The sequence below is a fragment of the Bacillus sp. HNG genome (genome assembly GCF_003400205.1).
GTDB lineage: Bacteria > Bacillota > Bacilli > Bacillales > Bacillaceae_L > Ferdinandcohnia.
Window position 1 is genome coordinate 22,687 of record NZ_QUQV01000025.1, and the last position, 18,128, is coordinate 40,814.

Here is an 18,128-nt window from a genome sequence, read left to right on the forward strand (position 1 = left end):
TTCACTTCCTTCGTTACAATGCGCGGTATCTTTTCAACGCAAATACATTTAATATGATAAATACAGTAGCGAATATGACTAATGCCAAAAGGTCCAGACTGATATCGGCGAATCCTAACCCTTGATACATAACTCCCTTTAATGCATCTGCTGCATAATAAATGGGCATGACTTTTGCAATTGCCTGAAGCCAATCTGCCATTCCCTCAAGGGGGAAAATACCAGAGAAGAATATTTGTGGGATAATGACAATCGGTATAAATTGAATCATTTGAAATTCAGAGGCAGCAAATGCCGATAATAAAATGCCTAATGATAAAGCAACTAAAGCAAGCAATAAATTAATAAGGATAACATTCCAGATTGAGCCTACTAGTACAACATCTAACACATGAATGGTAAAGAACACAATAATCACTGTTTGAATGATAGCGAATATTCCAAATCCAACTAAATAGGCGGTCACAATCTCTCCCCTTCGGATAGGTGTCGCCATCAATCTCTCGAGGGTTCCCGATGTTCTCTCCTTTAACAATCCAATGCCTGAAATGAGAAATACAAAGAAGAAGACAAAATAGCCAATCAGGATTGGACTAAGCACATCAAAAAATATCGTATCACTATTTCCGTACACATAGTTTATCTCTAAATCGACTTTTGGTAAGTTCTCAATAGCAGGTATCTGTTTTGCCAATTTTTCCTGAGCCTGTGCGGCAAATACTTGATTTACCTTCATTTGCAAGGCTTTTGCGGAAGTCGGGTCACTGTTTGTTACTGTTAGAATGACCTTGTTGTCTTCCATTGCAAGTAACCCATCAAGCTTGTAATCGAGGATGGTTTGTTTAGGATTACTTGATTGGTTGAATTTCTCAGTTTGAATATCTATCTCTTTTAAAGCTGTGACTACTTTTTCATCAACATCTACGACACCTAATGTAGGTTCTACCGAATCACCATTAAACATTACGTACATAAGGGATAAGACTAAAAGCGGCGCAACAAATAACAGTGCTAAAGTCCGCTTATCACGAAGAAGCTGCTGAAAGATTCTTTTTATGAGGGCGATGGTTCTCATTGTCTCCCCCTCCCCGCTTGTAAAAATACTTCATCAAAATTACTTGCTTGATATGTTTCTTTCAATTCTGTCGGTGTACCTCTTGTTAAAATTCGACCATCACGGACCATCGCAATATAATCACATCGTTCTGCTTCTTCCATGACATGAGTCGTAACGATGATTGTTTTGCCTTCTTCCTTTTTTAAGCGGAATAGTTCATTCCAAATCGTAAGCCTTAGCTCTGGGTCAATTCCGACAGTTGGTTCATCTAAAATGAGTACTTTCGGGTTTTGTATTAAGGCGATGGCTAGTGATAACCTGCGTTTCATCCCACCAGAATAGGCTGATACTTTTTTATTTAGGTCCTCTGTTAGATTAACGAGTTTTGCTGTATACGCAATTCGTTCTCTTGTTTCGAGTCGATTTAATTTATAAAGTGAAGCAAAAAATGCGAGATTTTCCCTCCCCGTTAGCTCTGTATATAGTGCATCGGATTGAGCCATATAGCCAATATCCTGTAGCAACTCTAAATTCGGCATTTTCTTTCCTAACACTTGAATGAATCCATCGTCAGGCGAATCCATCCCAACAATCATTTTCACCAATGTCGTTTTACCTGCTCCAGAAGGGCCAATAAATCCATAGATCGTTCCTTCCTCGATGGTAAGGTCGATTTCGTTTAACACAACTTTTTTACCAAAGCTTTTACTAACCTTTTCAATTTCCACCGTATTAGTCATCAAACTACCTCCCTTTTACCTTCATCCCCCACTAGGGAACTTTCGCATAACAAAAGTGAGTGATTACTCACATTATCTCCCTAGATTTTATGTAAGTCAATAAAAAAGTGAGTATTCACTCACAAAATATTTTTACAAGTAGGATATACGAACAAGCACTTTGTTCTTCACATTCATACGATGCATTGAAGGAGGTGACAACGATGGACTTGCTACAATTTTCAAATGAAAATTATTATATGTTGGTTCCTATGTTATGGGTCATTGGATTTTTCTTAAAACAAACGCCTACTATTCCAAATTGGGCAATCACTTGGATCTTATTAGGGGTTTCATTAGTGGGTGGTGCCTTTTTCTTTGGATTTACTGCAGAAGCTTTCTTCAATGGAGTAATTGCAGCTGGCGTTGCTGTATTTGGGCATCAAATGGTGAAACAAACCGCAGAAGCAATGGAAGGGAAAAAGTAACAACATTTCATGCATTTATTCCATTTATGAACGAATGAATATCCTTTCATTGTAATAAATATAAATCGCCTCAAACAAATAACGCTTGGTTTTCCAAGCGTTTTCTCGTGAAAGGTATTAGACCGTACACCTATATACTCTAAAGTTTAATTTATCCTTGTATTTACTTACAATTTGTTGATGCTGCTCAAGTATCTCATGATGCTTTTCATGTATTTGATTTGAAAGCATAAAATCATTTGCATACATAACGTCCTGTGGCACGAAATGATGCTTGTGTTTTTCAATTTTCACATGGTGAAAGCCTGATTTCTGAAAATGTTGACGCCATTCTGTCTCTGTTAATAAATCGGAAACACCATAGAAATCACAGATAAACTGTTTTTCTTTTTTTGTAAAAGGAAGTGGTTCAGCTGTCATTTCAATCGCTAATAGAACACCGTTTGGCTTTAGTACCCTTTTATACTCTGAAAGGCTTACAGGTATATTTGTAAATGCTGTTACTGACTCCGAGAGAATAAAATCAAACGCCTCATTTTTAAAAGGCAAATTTTCAGTCTGCCCTTTAACGACATTAATTGGTAAGCGCAAGGAGCGAAATCTTTGTGTCGCCTTATCCACCATCACTTTATTGTTATCCAAGGCGGTTACATGACACTGATATTGCCTAAAGATGTATGCTGCTGTTTGACCGGTCCCGCAGCCGACATCAAGGATTGCTGATTTTCGATTCACTTTTTCCCTTGCTAATAGCTGTTCGGTAAGCTGTAAGCCTCCAGGGTGAGCTCCCCCCACTCCATATGTGGCTAAACTATCGAGATATGTGTAGTTCATCTATATTCACCTATTCTTTATTTTTTCAAAAACATGGATAGTAAGGGACTCACCTGACCATATATCTTTTTCATATGTCCCGCTGTAGTAGAGATCTTACTAAAATCAAGCTTTCCATCGGCTGTTTGAAAATGGGACATTAGACTAGAAATATTTGATGGCTGCGAATTAGTGAATGGTCTTCGTGGTCTACCTATATTGTTTGGCCTGAAAGGAACGGGGCGTCTTGGTCTTCCATACACCATTTTTTCATCTCCCTACTTTCTATTACATTTATATGGAATTCTTAATCGATACGTTTATCATTGAAGGACAATCCTGTCTTATTATGAACGGGAAGTGCCCTCCAACGAATGTTCAGTTGCTTTTTGCTAGTAATTCATCTTATTAACCTACAACCAGAACGCCCCAACTAGGGCAATACCTGCAATCGCTCCGATAGCAAGACCAGCTCCAAAGCCACCCCATCCCCAACCATAATAGCCGTAGCCATAGCCACCAAAATTTCTTCGTGGACCAAGTGGGCGGAGATATACCCGGTCACCAGTTACACGATGGATAATTCCACGATGGACCCTTCCATCCCGCATTCTTATTTCAACAGCCCTTCCTCTGTATCTACGACACAAAGAATGATAATATCCGACAGACACGATAGTTCACCCCCAAACCTGTTAGATAATTATCATCTTATGTGAGAATTTAAGTTTCGCAGAGGTCAGGTGTCCTAAGACAAGCGCGGAAATTTGTAAAACGGTGAAGGACGTTATTTACTATTTTGGGGTATGGGTTTTAGTCGTACAGGTATATTTTGCATATTTTAAGAATACTAACATAAATAATTGTATTTTTTACAAGGAGGGGTAACGGTGCAGATTAGAAGAGCAACTTATAATGAAACACAAAGAATACTCAATCATTCTTTGGAGGTATTAAAAGAGGCTACGATGGGTCATGTTAAACAAAGGAGAAAAAAAGCATTAGAATTAATTACACCATTTCTATCCAATGGGGGATATTACTTGATTTGTCTTGAAAATAATAGAGTTCTAGGCTGGATTGGAGTCGGTAGTTCCGTTGATGTTAATACGGATGAAATGGTTGGAATCATACCTGAAATATACGTCCTGCCCGAATATCGGAATAAAGGAATAGCTAAAGCACTTTGTAATGAAGCGTTTACCTATTTAAAGAGTGAAGGATTGAATAAGGTTCAACTAAATGTATTTTCCGGAAACTACGCGAAAAGGATATATGAAGATCTTGGTTTTAAAGAAGTTTCTACAGTCATGGAACGAAAAATTTAAGAATCATTTTTTCTTCAAATCCAAAAGAAAGCGTAAATCCTCAACTGGATTTACGCTTTCTTTTGTTCATTCTTGTCTATTGATTTCGGTACCAGACAAACCAACCTTTATCTTTGCTTTTTGATACAAAGATTTGACCATCTGATGCAACGCCACTTTTTCCTTCCCATCTAGGAAAATGTAAGGTCACTAACCATGACTTATCCGCAACTTCTTGTCCACAATACTTGGAGGACATTTGATATTCTTTTGCTACCTTTTCATCTAATGGCTGTGCTGTAACGACTTCCCAGTCAGCATAATGATTTAAGTAATCACCATCTCCAAACGTACGAGGGATAATGGTTTCTAATGCCTTTAAGAGCTCATCTTTATAAATCATCGTGGTATTTTCTAACTGGCTTACATTGGGACATTCAACATTCGATGCGGCACCGACAGGGTATGGGAAAAAGATGACAAGAGTAAGCAGGGATATTACTATTTTTTTCATATTATTCACCTCAGGTAGTAATATCCCAATTATTTCATTGCTTATTCATATTTTTTCCAACTTTTTTATTTCGCTTCGTTCTCGGTTTCCCACTTTGCTACTTCTTCTCTAACGCGTGGTGCCACTTCTTTTCCTAATAGTTCGATGGAGCGCATCACATCTTCATGTGGCATTGTTCCAACAGGGCAATGTAGCATAAAGCGAGTAACCCCTACATTTTTACGCAAGTGGATAATTTTATTGGCAACATACTCAGGGTCACCCACATATAATGCACCCTCAAAACTTCGGGCAAACTCAAAGCTTTCACGTGTATATGGTCCCCAACCACGCTCTTGACCTAATTTGCTCATCGCTTGTGCGGTCGATGGGAAGAATTTTTCTGCTGCTCCTTCCATCGTTTCTCCAACAAACCCATGAGAATGTGAGGCAACGGCTAATTTTGAAAAGTCATGACCCGCATGAGCAACGGCTCTCTTATATAATTCCACAAGTGGTGCAAATTGAACTGGTCTACCACCAATGATTGCTAACACTAGTGGCAACCCTAATAATCCTGCACGAACGACTGACTCCTGGTTTCCGCCACTTCCAATCCAAATTGGTAACGGATCTTGAACAGGTCGTGGATAAATTCCACGGTTATTGATGGATGGGCGATGTTTCCCTTGCCAGGTTACTTTCTCTGACTTTTGAATCTGTAATAACAGATCTAATTTTTCTTCAAAAAGCTCATCATAATCCTTTAAGTCATACCCAAACAGTGGGAAGGATTCGATGAAGGATCCTCTTCCAGCCATGATTTCAGCACGACCATTTGAAATGGCATCAAGTGTTGAAAAATCCTGGAACACGCGAACCGGATCGGCAGAGGACAGCACAGTAACCGCACTTGTTAAACGGATATTCTTTGTTTGTGACGCAGCCGCTGCAAGCACCATGGCTGGAGCTGAAGCCGCGTAATCCTCCCGATGATGTTCACCCACTCCGAATATATCCAAACCTACTTGGTCAGCTAGGACAATTTCCTCTACAACTTCGCGAATTCTTTGTGCGTGACTGATGACCTCACCAGTTTGCGGATCCGGTGTTGTCTCAACAAAAGTACTAATTCCTATTTCCAATGTCTGTACCCCCTATTTTATGTATTGCTTATTTGTAACTGTTTATTAACTACCTCCATTATTTAATAATGTTGTTTTCGATGCAAATTTTAGGATTATTCGAATGAGATTTTTAACGACTGTAATTATGCTATCATGCTTAATAATCAGGACTTTTCGGGTGAGAAAAGCTACAAAAAAATTAATGGAACGAATGACATTGTTACAAGGTCTAATAAGTAGATAGTTGTTTAGTTCCGGACTAGCAATAATGTCTAAACAGATAAAATCATAGTAATATAAACCTAATGAAGGGGGGAGTCCTGTCCACATGTCTATTTTTAAATCATTTTATAAGAGTTCAAATTCAAGCAAATATTCCTTTGAAGCCCTCATCAATGAGGAGCAGGAAAAACTTTATAAAGTTGCCTACTCATATGTTAAAAATGAGCAGGACGCATTAGACATTGTACAAGATGCAATCATAAAGGGCTTCAAATCCTTTGATAGATTGAAAGAAATTGAATATTTTTCTACATGGATTACTCGGATTTTAATAAATACTGCGATAGATCATATCAGAAAATCTAAAAAGGTTATTACCCTCGAAACTGACTTGTTCGACCCCGGGTTTAACGAAGAAAATAATTCAATTATGACAATGGATATCGAACTCATTTTTGAAAAGCTAAGACCACAGCAAAAAACATTAATTCTTCTGCGGTTTTATTATGGATATTCTATTAACGAAATCTCTGAAATTCTTGGTAAACCCGAAGGTACAATTAAATCTCAATTACATCGGACACTTCAATTTATAAAAGAAAAACTTGAAAATGGAGGAGATTCCTATGGAAAAGCTTCATCGAGATATTAAAATCATGGTAGATCATGTTTCCGTACCTACTGAAAAGCTTAATGAAACTGTCCAAACTGCTCTATTGTCTGGAAAAAAGAAGCGTAAACTCCATATATTCCAGTGGCCTAATCTGATGGCTAGTGTTGCTTCCCTATTTATTTTAGTAATTGGAGGCGTATTGTTTACTTCATTTTATCTCGGTCCTTCGGAAAAAGAAGTCCATTTTAGTGGTAATGAAGGTATCTCTTATACTGAGAGTATTTTTTATCATGTTAGTGATGCCGGGCTTAAAAGAATGGCAATGGAAGGAATGACAAAGAACCTTTCTCTAGAGTCGGAGGATCAAGGACTAAAAGTAATTCTTGAGGAAGGGTATCTTGACAGCCAGCGAATGGCCATTTCTTATCGGTTAGATCGAACTGGTACAATGGGAGTTATTGAAGAAACTTCCATTTCTTTAGACCTCTATGTTAATGGAAAAAGCATGGGAAATCATGGTTTTAGTGGAATGAAAACAAACCAATTAGTTGAAACAGGTGATGTTTTTCAATTTGAAACTTCGGAAGAATTCCCAGAACATCCAGAGATAGAAATTCGTATAAAATCAATAAATAATATAGAAGGAGATTGGTCCTTTACCTTTGATATTGAAAAGAAAGAAGAATTTATTAAAAAATCTTCTCTAGCATCAAAAGAAGATAATAAAGGAAATTATTTTTCAGTAGGTCAAGCTAGGATGACTCCTTCTGTATTAGTATTAAACACGGGAACAAAGCTTAAATTAGAAAAGAAATACTCAGATTTAAGTCACTATGAAATTTCAATTACTGCACTTGGAGCAGACGGAACAGTGTATCTAGACCATTATAGTCGGAGGGGCGGGAACGATTCATATAATTTAGACGCTCCTGAACTAATGATAAATGAAAAGGTTGAGATCCCAAGAAAAAGTAACTCTTATTTATATAAATTAGTTCCTTACATTGCAACTTATAAGGGAGAAAAAGTAGATGACAACGGATATATATGGAATGAGATTTCCGTCCCATATAATCAAGGTGTAATTTTAGAAACTGATTCTAAGATTAAAGTGTTTGAGATTAAAGAGGAGCCTAATGAGACTATCGTTTATTATGAAATGGACACCTTATTACCAATTTTCCCTATTATAATTGATCGCAATAACAATTTAGAATATCAAGCAATTTCTTATAAACAAAAAGATAGTCTTCTTGAAGTAACATATCCAAAAGTAAAGGATCCAGTTTCCTCTCGGTTCTTAATGTATGACGCTAGTTACGAAGTATTCTCAGATTTAGAAGTTGAAATAGACTTAAAATAATATCATTTAAGGCTAGCCTACACACAGGTTGGCCTTTATTTGATTCATAATGCACATATATGTTAGTCATAAATTAGTAAAATTGAATTTTATGGAATAAATGTAAAACTTTTTACTGGTTTTTACGTATAATATATATATAGCCCCTAGTTATCAATTCTTTTAGGAGGGATGAAAAATGCAATTAGTTCCTGAAAAACTGCGCGAACCACTCTCACATTTTAAATTCAGCATATTTGAAACAGAATCTCTCAGCACATTTTTCTCAACCTTCAAGCTCAAAAGCTATTTCTTGCTTCTACTCTCACCTATTGGTTTAGGAGCATCTGCCTATCTTGCTCAAATGTCGTTTGGAGTTGAATCACTCGGCACTTCGTTCGGGTTGTTTTTATTAAGTCTATTAGTCTTATTACCTTGGACACTAGTACCCATCACTTTTCTGTTTACAACCATCCAACCTAAAACATGGCAGCGCTGGCTAGCATGGGTATACATAGCCCTGCTCATTGCTTCTTATATTTATTGGTTGGTTTTCTTTTAATATTTGCACCTCAATTCAAGGTGCTTATAAAATTGCCCGGTTGTCACCGAACGATTTCCTATTATTATTTTATAATCACTTATTAAAAATAGAGCTCCTGTTACTTTATGTATAAATCTTTACAGTCTAGTCAGAAAATTCTTTATTTAACTCAAATGTTAATGGTATTCTACAGATGAAGATATTTTCAAGAGGAGGATTTTTTTGATAAACACTACAAATGATAGAACTATTATTAATGAGGTTACAATTAATGCCCCCTTACATTTACTTTGGTATGCATGGACAATATCAGAACGTGTTTCAGAATGGTTTGCTCCTGAAACAGTCGTAGAACCCATAGAAGGTGGGGCTTATGAACTTTATTTTATTCCTGGAAATAAAAACGGAATGAATACCAAAGGTTGCAAGATTGTTAAACTTGTTGAAGAAAAAGAACTACGATTCACTTGGAAAGGTCCAGATCAGTTTGAATCAATAATGAATAGTGAAAATGAATTAACAACTGTAAGTGTTCGTTTTGAACCAGTTGACACTATGTCTACAAAAGTTATTGTTGAACATACTGGATTTAAAGAAGATGAAAATTGGAAAGAAGCATTTAATTGGCACCAAATGGCTTGGTCCGGTGTTCTAAGTAGCTTAAAGTCTGCTCTTGAAAAAGGTGAAGGCAGTTTATGCTGCCAACCTATAAAATAAACTGCACAAAACCATCTATTGTTTAGAATTTAATAGATGGTTTTAATATTTCGGCTCCTATTTTGGAAAAGTCCAAACTTATTTAACTTGATTACATAAACTCAAACAACTTCTAATGTAGTAGCATATTTAGAAAATTGATTTGCTTCGAACCAAAAAGGACCGTCAAAAATGGCGGCCCTTATTGAGCTATCTTTTTAGAATTTGTTTTAATGACTTTTCTACAAAACTGTATGCAGCCTCTTCAGTTACATTTTTTTCAGGGAAAGTGTATACATAAACAGCATTATTTAGTTTAAAGCTGAAGTAATATGCTTTGTCGTTAAGTGGTGAACCCGTATCAACTACTCTGTACTTAACAGTATGACCAGCTATTATTCTTTCTTCACCATACAAAGCTGAATATATCAGGTCTTTTCGACTAGTTTTTTCGGACATAATGGCAATGGTAGCTTTGTATTTTTCTGCTTTTAGAAAATCACCATATACAATCTCATAAGGTGCTAATTTAAGTCGTCCTTGTTCTTTTAATCGTTCAAATTCTGCTGCATCAGCTTGATCAGCTTCTAAGGTACTATAGCCAATAATAGCTGCCCCGTGCTTTCGTCCTATTACTTCTCCCTCTTCTGTGCTAGTTGTTTCCATAATAAACATTGCCGTTCTTAATGGAAGATTCTCATGATATGGAATGTACACTGGTGCTTGTAATACATCTGAAACTTTGTTTTCAATCTCGGTATACGGTGATTGAACTTCTGCATTTTCGTGGCCTAGATTTCCTTCCTCTGAAAATATGACTTGGTTTACTAGGAAGTATCCTCCAATAAATAATAATATTCCTGTTAAAATAGCATTGAATATTGGACGTATACCCCATATTTTATTCCGACGATCTGATTTTTCTACAGATTCTATCATCTTCAGGTGGATTTCACTCTTTTCTTGAGCTGTTAATGTAATATTTTGTAAACTTTTTAAACTATCATCGTATACTGTTTCTTTTTTAGATTGTTTCATGCACATAGCCCTCCTTAATCATTTGTTTTCTTAAGGCCTCTAATGCTCTGAACAATGTAGTTTTCACTTTCGATTCGGTCCAATTTAATATTTCACCTGTTTCTCGGATGCTAAGTTCTTCTATTTTCCTTAATATGATAACCTCACGATAAGGCCTTTTTAACTTTTGAAGTGAACGATAAAGCTGTTCCTCACTTTCCCCTAACTGGGCTACTTTTTCTGGAAGATAGTCATTTGTTGCGATAGAAGTGTAAGTATTGACCATAAACCGTAATGGCTTCCTTTTTCTTATTTCGTCAATGGTCGTGTTATGTGCAATTCGATACAACCAGTTTTTCTCACTTGCTTCCCCTCTAAAATTTTTCATATTCCTATAGGCTTTAATAAAGGTATCGTGTGTTATATCTTTTGCTAATTCTTCTTCAGCAGTCATCATTAGTACATATCGATATATCTCAACACTATATTTGAAATACCATTCATTTAGTTTTTCTAATGAGCTATCTTCTCCCACTCACTTCACCTCCTGCTAAAATCGATTTATTATTAAAAATTGTTTGCCTTAAAGACGTAACAAGATATAAAAAGTTACACTTTATTTACAAATATAAACAAATACAAAAAAATCATTGTTATTTCTGTTCAGAAATACACTGCTTTTCTATTGTTTACATTCGCTCATCCTTTTTAATTGGCCAGATACCTTTCCAATGTCAAAAAAAATAGTGCCTACCCCATCGGGTAAGCACTATTTATTAATTTTATAATTTTACAGTCCATCCGAATACGTCTTCTTCTGTACCATTTTGAATGCTGGTAATGGTGTCATATAATTTTTTCGATAACGCACCTGTTTCTCCGTTGTTAATGATCAGCTTTTCATTATTATAGAAAAGTTCTCCAACCGGTGAAATAACAGCAGCTGTTCCAGTTCCAAAGACTTCCTCCAGAATACCTTCATTATAGGCTTCTTGGATTTCATGAATCGAAATTCTTCGTTCTGTTACAGGGATGTTCCAGTATTTTAAGAGTTCAATAATAGACTTACGAGTGATTCCATCAAGAATACTACCGTTTAATGCAGGCGTAATTACTTCTCCTTTAATCTTAAAGAAGATATTCATGCTACCTACTTCTTCAATATATTGTCTCTCTCTACCGTCAAGCCATAATACTTGGGAATATCCATTTTCACCTGCAATTTCTGATGCTAGTAAACTTGCAGCATAGTTACCAGCTGTTTTTGCATCACCTGTACCGCCTGCTACGGCACGAACAAATTTATTCTCTACTGCAATTTTTACAGGATTGATACCTTCTTTATAATAAGAGCCTACTGGGGATAAGATAATCATTAATTTATAGTTTTTAGCCGGATCAACGCCAAGATGTGCTTCCGTAGCAATCATAAATGGACGGATATATAAGGAAGTACCAGGAAGATTTGGAACCCAATCTCGATCGATTTCAATTAGCTTCTTCAATGCATGAAGGGCAAATTCTTCGTCAAACTGTGGCATAACTAAGCGCTGGTTAGACTTATTGAATCTCTTCATGTTTTGATCCGGTCTGAATAATAAAATTTCCTCGTCCTTTGTACGATAGGCTTTTAATCCTTCAAATACGGATTGACCATAATGAAAAACTGTCGCTGCAGGATCTAATGGAATGGATTGATAAGGGACAATACGAGCATCATGCCATCCTCTTCCTTCTGTGTAATCCCACATAAACATATGGTCAGTGAAGCTTGTTCCAAACACCAGTTGGTCAAATGGAGGAATCTCTTTCTTCTGAGTTGTAAGGGTGATGTCAAGTTTAAAATCTGTCGTCATGTTAATCCCAGCTTTCGTTTAATATAAATCGTTAGTAATAATCGAAATCTTATATTATTCTGATAATAATATCAACTATTTTATCACAATCTTATGAAAAATGGACTATGCAACTTATACAATATTTTAAATTCTTTTAAAGAATTTTTTGGAAACAGCAAATTGGCGACCGTTAAAACGGACGCCTTTTGTTATTTTCATTTAGCTGTATAATACCCTTTTACCATTTCGCCCATTACCCAATTTGTTCGTGCACCCGATTCACCAGTGCTTGGGCATACTCCACTTTTACCTGTCAATTCAGCCACAATGGTTTCCACAAGTGGTTGGTGAACATGCTGAGGGCGCTCAAAACTCCACTCTTCTGTTCCGTTCAGGGTTGTTAATACGATTGGCTCATTACCGAAAGTAGAGAATGTAATCTTTCCTTTGCTACCGACGATTTCATTGATATCCTCATCTTGAAATGCGGTAAAACACCAATTGCCAACACCATGGATTCCTGATTCAAATAAATAGGTACCCGTAACAATATCTTCCGCTTTGTAACGACCGCCATGATTTGAGGCAAAGCCGTGTACTTCCTTAATTGGTCCAAGAAGGAAATCTAATATATCTAGGGTATGGCTTGCTAAATCAAAGAATAATCCCCCACCCGATATTTCAGGTTGTACTCGCCATGGCAGAGCATTTGGATCTTCGGTTGCTTTCCGGTATTGTGTGGTTGATACAAATCGCACTTCCCCTACTGCCCCATTCTCCAGCAACTCTTTTATTTTCAAAAATCTTTGTTGTCCTCTACGATAATAGGCGACATATAATGGAACATTTTCCTTTTTACAGGCTTCAATCATTTCTAGACATTCCTCATAATTTCGTGCCATTGGCTTTTCAACATAAACGGGTTTGCCAGCCTGTGCTGCCTTCAGTGTATATTCTTTATGAGATCCAGGTGGTGTCGCGATATAGATGGCATCCACCTCTGGGTCTTGAATAAGCTCGTCTGCATTGTCATACCATTTATGTACATGATGTCTCTCAGCATAATCCTTCGCCAGTTCACCTGTTCTTCGCATTACCGCAACCAACTCGGAATTTGCGATTTTTTGAAATGCAGGACCACTTTTCACTTCTGTCACGTTCCCACAACCAATAATTCCCCAACGAACTTTTTTATAAGCCATAACCGAAACTCCCCTATCAAAAAACGTTTATATAAAATTATACCTCAAAAAGGCCAGCTAGCACAAACGGCCATTCAACAAGAAAACTTGCCGAATGACCTGAACCTTCTTTACTTAACGTTAAAACGCTGAGTAATTTCTGATAGGGATTTTGACAGATTATGTAGTCTTTTCCCTACCCCGTTTGTATTTTCCATTTGTTCAATTTGGCTTTCACTAAAGGCCAACATTTCTTCAGCGCTCGCTAATGTTTCCTGTGACACAGATGAGAATTGTGTAACAGATTGCTGGAGTTCTGGTACAATGCTCTCAAGTCCAGTTAATTCTTCCTGCATAACTTCAATGTTTCCACTGACCTCATAAATCCCTTGCATTAACTCATTAATGGAGATTTTCGAATCATTTGCCAATTGGAGATTGGAATTAATTTGGATCAGCATTTGGTCAAATTCCTTTGAAGCGAGTAATGTAATAGACTCCATTTTTGTGATCGCATTTGTAATTTCATCTGTCGCTTTCGTTGATTGCTCGGCAAGCTTTTGAACCTCTTGGGCTACGACTGCAAATCCTTTTCCGGCTTCACCCGCACGTGCTGCTTCAATGGTTGCATTTAAAGCTAACAGTTTTGTTTGTTTCGCGATTTCCGTTACCAACTCCACAAGGGAGGTAATCTCGAGTGAATATTCCTTCACTTCCCTAATTGTTTTTGTGAGACGGTTGAAATCACTTTCAAATGATTGAATGGTTGTAATCAACTGTCCCATATTTTGTTCACCACGGCCTGCTGAGAGATTCATATTCTTTGAGCTACCGATGACAGTTTCCATGTTTTTCATAATATCTACTATCCGATTTGACATCGTCTTAAATCCTAATGCACTCTCCTCTGAACTGCTTGCTGTTTGCTCTGCACCTAGTCTTACTGTATCAATCGCCGAGATTAATTGATGACTTGATTCAAGTGCATCTTTAGATGAAACATTTAATTCATCGCCTGTTGTTTCTAATTCTTTAGTTGATGTCTTCAATTCATTTAACATGCTTCTCATTTGATCAATCATTGCATTATAGCTCTTATGCAATGAAGTAATTTCCGGAATCGTTGTACGTATATCAACTGAATGCTTAAGATTTCCTTCCCTTACTTCTTTCATCGTATTACGTAATGCACCTAATGGTTTTACAATTGTTCGAACTAATAGGATAATCACGACCGTCATCACAATGATACTAACAGCCATCACAAGCAAGGTAAAATACGCCATTTGGTCGATTGGACCTGTATAGGATTTCGTTGGGATAAGGATTCCATAAACTCCGTCTATCTCTTTAATCATATGAAACGAAATTGTGTAATCCTCACCATTAATCCTCTCATGAATGACACCATTTTTGCGATTAACGAGTTCTTTGATTGTTTTTTCTGAAATAGTTGGGATTGCATCTTTACTCACCTTGAAAGGGACTACTTCTGATTTTCGAATATAGAAAAACTCTGCCTGTATCCCATCTGATTCAAGCTTCTTCTGCTGTACTCGAACATTCCCATTTATCTGCTGCATAAAATAATCGTAATCGTCTTTACCGACATAAACAAACTTTAAACCTTCTGCAATATAGCCCATTAGCTCTGCTTCCCGTACTAATCGATTTTCAATCGTTTCAATTGTCATATCTTTTGCCTTTATGTAAGAGACTGTTCCTACCGTCACAACAGAAATCACGAGTAACGAAACAAACAGGATAAATAATCGGGCACTCAAATTCACTCTTTGTAAAAATCCCTGTAAGAACCCTTTTCTGCCATTATTCTCTTTATCTAGCATTTTCACTTTACGCAACTTTTTTCCCAAGTATAGAACCCCCAAACTCCATGTCTTTTTACCTATATAGTAAAAATTATAAACAAGCATTGTAAATTCCCTGTAAAGATTATGTAAAGGGATTATGTATCAACCTAATTTTCCTTATTTCCACGATCTTTCTTAGTTCACTTTTATCTGAATTATTTGATATTATTATTTTATAATTAAGGAGGGGAAATACCATGGTTTTGGATTTGGTGAATGTGACACTTCGGCGTGACAATGTGCATATTCTACAAAATATTAATTGGCAAATTGAACAAGGCGAGCATTGGGTACTTTACGGTTTGAATGGTTCTGGAAAAACTGCGTTATTGGATTTAATCAACGCTTATAATTTCCCTACAAGCGGCAACGTCACCGTTCTGGGGTTTACATTTGGAAAGATGTATCTTGGTGAGGAACTTCGTAAGAATATTGGCTTTGTTTCCTCCTCTTTACAGCAAAAATTCTACCCGACTGATAACGCGTTCGAGGTTGTCTTAAGTGGAGCCTTCGCATCCATCGGCTTGTATGAAACACCTACAGACGAAATGCGGGAAAGAGCAATTGGACTACTTGAGGAGCTTGGGTGTATTGGGTATGCTAATCGGGAATATGCAACTCTATCACAGGGTGAAAAACAACGAGTATTGATTGCGCGCGCATTAATGGCAGATCCGTCGATTCTCATTTTGGACGAACCTACAAATGGGTTGGATTTTATCGCAAGAGAACTATTATTAGATTCCATTGAAAGACTTGCTACTAAAGAAGATTCGCCAACCATTATTTATGTCACCCATCATGTGGAAGAAATTCTTCCCGTGTTTAATAAAACATTGCTTCTAAAAAATGGAGAAGTATTTGCTTCTGGACAAACAAATCAAATCATTTCAAGTGAAATTCTTTCAAACTTCTTTAATCTTCCGGTTCATGTCCATTGGGAAAATGACCGTCCTTATTTAGTAAAAAACAAATAAAAAACAGCCAGCCCGTGATTATAAATGGGCTGGCAGCATCCTATTCTTCAGCAATTAACCTTAAATCTTCTGATAGTGGTGAAAACCTCGCATTGAAGAATCGTAGTGTAGGAGGCTCATAATCCATTCGTAACCCACTAATCTGATTTCTCTTTTCATAGAGGGCCATTACCGAATCAGCTACGACATCCATGTGATTATTCGTATATACTCTTCTAGGGATGGTTAATCGAACGAGCTCTAGCTTCGGTTTGTTATGTTCGCCAGTTTCTTTGTTTCTTCCCGCAGAGACAATTCCTCTTTCCATTGCCCTTACACCTGAATCTAAATACAACGCTGCTGCCAATGCTTGAGCAGGAAACTCCTCCTGGTCTAAATGGGATAAAAATTGTCTTGCATCTAAGTACACCGCATGACCCCCAATTGGCTGAACAACTGGAATTCCTGCGTCAATCAACTGCTGTCCAAGATAACGAACTTGCTGAATACGGTGATGGATATAATGATCATCAATAGATTCATAGATTCCTTGTGCCATTGCTTCCATATCACGGCCAGCCATTCCTCCATAGGACGGCATCCCTTCATATACAACTACCAATTCACGTGATCTTGCGTAAAGCTCCTCGTCATTCATCGCGAGGAATCCTCCGATATTAACCAAACAATCTTTTTTCCCGCTCATTGTACATCCATCTGAATAGGAAAGCATCTCTTTTAAAATATCCTTAATGCGATGGTTTTCATAACCCGCTTCTCGTTCCTTAATAATATAAGCATTCTCTACACAGCGTGTGGCATCGAACATCACGTCAATTCCATAACTCTTACATAAGTTATAGACCTCTCTCATGTTTTTCATACTGACTGGCTGTCCTCCTGCCATATTGACGGTTACAGCCACACAAACATACGGGATAAGCTCTGCCCCAACCTCCTGAATAAGAGCCTGTAATTTAGATAAATCGATGTTCCCTTTAAACGGATGCTCGGTCGTTGAATCATGCGCTTCTTCAATAATGATATCAACAAATCTCGCTCCATTTAACTCCTGATGGGCACGTGTTGTTGTAAAATACATATTCCCAGGAACCACATCACCCGGCTTTATTTTTAATTGGGATAAAATGTTTTCCGCTCCCCGTCCTTGGTGTGTTGGCAAAACATACTTATATCCATAAATCTCCCTGACAGCCTGTTCAAGCCTTTTCCAGCTTTTACTTCCCGCATAGGCTTCATCTCCAACCATTAATGAACCCCATTGACGGTCACTCATTGCACTCGTCCCACTATCTGTTAGGAGATCAATATAGACATCTTGCGATTCAATCAAAAAAGTATTGTAGCCAGCTCGATCCAATGCTTCTTTTCTTTCCTCATACGTTAGCATTGCTAATGGTTCCACTGCCTTAATTTTATATGGCTCTGCCGTTCTTCTTATCATTCGAACCCCTCCGTTTATTTAGAAAATTCAATCTATGTATAATGTAAAATATCTTCGGCTTCCTTCTCAAGAATCTCCGGTGCACGATAGACGCTTTAAACCATTGAAAAAACGCCCTCCCGTTGTGTTGGAAAGGCGTCTTTTATCTATTATTGAAATATGGTTTCAAAACAATCTGTTTCATTTTGCTATATTCATTTCAAACAAATGTTTGTTTGGCAGTCTAAGCCAATAGCAGCAAGTACTTAAAAATTCAATCAAACGTTTCTTACGTTTAGTCAAGTGGTTATTCCATAAAGTTTTATAATATATATTTTAGTGGCTGGGGGATTAAAAGAAAACATGACAAATAGACCTATCCATTTACATTTTTTTGAAT

Annotated in this window: 20 protein-coding genes; 7 read left to right on the top strand and 13 right to left on the bottom strand. The window is 37.1% G+C overall.

The window, feature by feature from the left end:
- Positions 1-13 precede the first annotated feature (13 nt).
- The gene (locus DZB84_RS23135) at positions 14-1,075 is read right to left on the bottom strand and encodes an ABC transporter permease (protein ID WP_116354664.1); all 1,062 of its coding nucleotides are present in this window, start codon (positions 1,073-1,075) and stop codon (positions 14-16) included.
- The gene (locus DZB84_RS23140; protein ID WP_116354665.1) at positions 1,072-1,797 is read right to left on the bottom strand and encodes an ABC transporter ATP-binding protein; all 726 of its coding nucleotides are present in this window, start codon (positions 1,795-1,797) and stop codon (positions 1,072-1,074) included. The genes DZB84_RS23135 and DZB84_RS23140 overlap by 4 nt, the downstream gene beginning before the upstream one ends.
- A gap of 203 nt (positions 1,798-2,000) precedes the next feature.
- On the opposite strand from DZB84_RS23140, the gene DZB84_RS23145 reads away from it, so the two are divergent.
- Positions 2,001-2,264: a phage holin family protein gene (locus DZB84_RS23145; RefSeq protein ID WP_116354666.1), complete on the top strand. Its 264-nt coding sequence runs from the start codon at positions 2,001-2,003 to the stop codon at positions 2,262-2,264.
- Between the two features lie 117 nt (positions 2,265-2,381).
- Here the strand turns inward: DZB84_RS23145 and DZB84_RS23150 are convergent, their stop codons facing one another.
- The 3 genes from DZB84_RS23150 to DZB84_RS23160 form a co-directional block, all read right to left on the bottom strand.
- The gene (locus tag DZB84_RS23150; RefSeq protein ID WP_116354667.1) at positions 2,382-3,098 is read right to left on the bottom strand and encodes a class I SAM-dependent methyltransferase; all 717 of its coding nucleotides are present in this window, start codon (positions 3,096-3,098) and stop codon (positions 2,382-2,384) included.
- A 17-nt stretch (positions 3,099-3,115) separates the two neighbouring features.
- Entirely contained in the window at positions 3,116-3,343 is a 228-nt protein-coding gene (locus DZB84_RS25700; RefSeq protein ID WP_116354668.1) for a YppG family protein, read from the bottom strand.
- 147 nt (positions 3,344-3,490) lie between these two features.
- Entirely contained in the window at positions 3,491-3,751 is a 261-nt protein-coding gene (locus DZB84_RS23160; RefSeq protein ID WP_116354669.1) for a hypothetical protein, read from the bottom strand.
- Between the two features lie 216 nt (positions 3,752-3,967).
- Here DZB84_RS23160 and DZB84_RS23165 point away from each other — a divergent pair, with 216 nt between their 5' ends.
- Positions 3,968-4,405 (top strand): GNAT family N-acetyltransferase, encoded by a 438-nt coding sequence (locus DZB84_RS23165; protein WP_116354670.1) that lies wholly within the window; start codon positions 3,968-3,970, stop codon positions 4,403-4,405.
- 76 nt (positions 4,406-4,481) lie between these two features.
- Here the strand turns inward: DZB84_RS23165 and DZB84_RS23170 are convergent, their stop codons facing one another.
- Together DZB84_RS23170 and DZB84_RS23175 are read right to left on the bottom strand one after the other, a co-directional pair.
- Positions 4,482-4,898, bottom strand: coding sequence for a hypothetical protein (locus DZB84_RS23170; protein ID WP_116354671.1), 417 nt, complete (start codon positions 4,896-4,898; stop codon positions 4,482-4,484).
- A 65-nt stretch (positions 4,899-4,963) separates the two neighbouring features.
- The gene (locus tag DZB84_RS23175; protein ID WP_116354672.1) at positions 4,964-6,022 is read right to left on the bottom strand and encodes an LLM class flavin-dependent oxidoreductase; all 1,059 of its coding nucleotides are present in this window, start codon (positions 6,020-6,022) and stop codon (positions 4,964-4,966) included.
- 310 nt (positions 6,023-6,332) lie between these two features.
- On the opposite strand from DZB84_RS23175, the gene DZB84_RS23180 reads away from it, so the two are divergent.
- The 4 genes from DZB84_RS23180 (at position 6,333) to DZB84_RS23195 (ending at position 9,442) form a co-directional block, all read left to right on the top strand.
- Entirely contained in the window at positions 6,333-6,878 is a 546-nt protein-coding gene (locus DZB84_RS23180; RefSeq protein WP_116354673.1) for a sigma-70 family RNA polymerase sigma factor, read from the top strand.
- Complete coding sequence (locus DZB84_RS23185; protein WP_116354674.1) at positions 6,853-8,202, top strand: DUF4179 domain-containing protein; 1,350 nt, start codon at positions 6,853-6,855, stop codon at positions 8,200-8,202. The genes DZB84_RS23180 and DZB84_RS23185 overlap by 26 nt, the downstream gene beginning before the upstream one ends.
- Before the next feature lie 178 nt (positions 8,203-8,380).
- Entirely contained in the window at positions 8,381-8,743 is a 363-nt protein-coding gene (locus DZB84_RS23190) for a hypothetical protein (RefSeq protein ID WP_116354675.1), read from the top strand.
- Between the two features lie 204 nt (positions 8,744-8,947).
- Entirely contained in the window at positions 8,948-9,442 is a 495-nt protein-coding gene (locus DZB84_RS23195; RefSeq protein ID WP_116354676.1) for an SRPBCC family protein, read from the top strand.
- A gap of 189 nt (positions 9,443-9,631) precedes the next feature.
- Here the strand turns inward: DZB84_RS23195 and DZB84_RS23200 are convergent, their stop codons facing one another.
- The 5 genes from DZB84_RS23200 to DZB84_RS23220 form a co-directional block, all read right to left on the bottom strand.
- Positions 9,632-10,459 carry a hypothetical protein gene (locus DZB84_RS23200; RefSeq protein ID WP_116354677.1) on the bottom strand — a complete coding sequence of 276 codons (828 nt, stop codon included), beginning with the start codon at positions 10,457-10,459 and terminating at the stop codon, positions 9,632-9,634.
- The gene (locus DZB84_RS23205) at positions 10,446-10,973 is read right to left on the bottom strand and encodes an RNA polymerase sigma factor (RefSeq protein WP_116354678.1); all 528 of its coding nucleotides are present in this window, start codon (positions 10,971-10,973) and stop codon (positions 10,446-10,448) included. Before DZB84_RS23205 ends, DZB84_RS23200 begins: the two co-directional genes overlap by 14 nt.
- Positions 10,974-11,220: 247 nt before the next feature.
- Positions 11,221-12,294 (bottom strand): branched-chain amino acid aminotransferase, encoded by a 1,074-nt coding sequence (locus DZB84_RS23210; protein WP_116354679.1) that lies wholly within the window; start codon positions 12,292-12,294, stop codon positions 11,221-11,223.
- 197 nt (positions 12,295-12,491) lie between these two features.
- Complete coding sequence (locus DZB84_RS23215; protein WP_116354680.1) at positions 12,492-13,478, bottom strand: Gfo/Idh/MocA family protein; 987 nt, start codon at positions 13,476-13,478, stop codon at positions 12,492-12,494.
- Between the two features lie 110 nt (positions 13,479-13,588).
- Positions 13,589-15,304, bottom strand: coding sequence for a methyl-accepting chemotaxis protein (locus DZB84_RS23220; protein WP_116354686.1), 1,716 nt, complete (start codon positions 15,302-15,304; stop codon positions 13,589-13,591).
- Positions 15,305-15,525: 221 nt separating this feature from the next.
- Between DZB84_RS23220 and DZB84_RS23225 the strand changes: the two genes are divergently transcribed.
- Positions 15,526-16,305 (top strand): ABC transporter ATP-binding protein, encoded by a 780-nt coding sequence (locus DZB84_RS23225; RefSeq protein ID WP_116354681.1) that lies wholly within the window; start codon positions 15,526-15,528, stop codon positions 16,303-16,305.
- A 40-nt stretch (positions 16,306-16,345) separates the two neighbouring features.
- Here DZB84_RS23225 and DZB84_RS23230 read toward each other — a convergent pair whose 3' ends face one another.
- A complete protein-coding gene (locus DZB84_RS23230; RefSeq protein WP_116354682.1) occupies positions 16,346-17,749 on the bottom strand; it encodes a tyrosine phenol-lyase in 1,404 nt (467 codons plus the stop codon).
- Positions 17,750-18,128 lie beyond the last annotated feature (379 nt).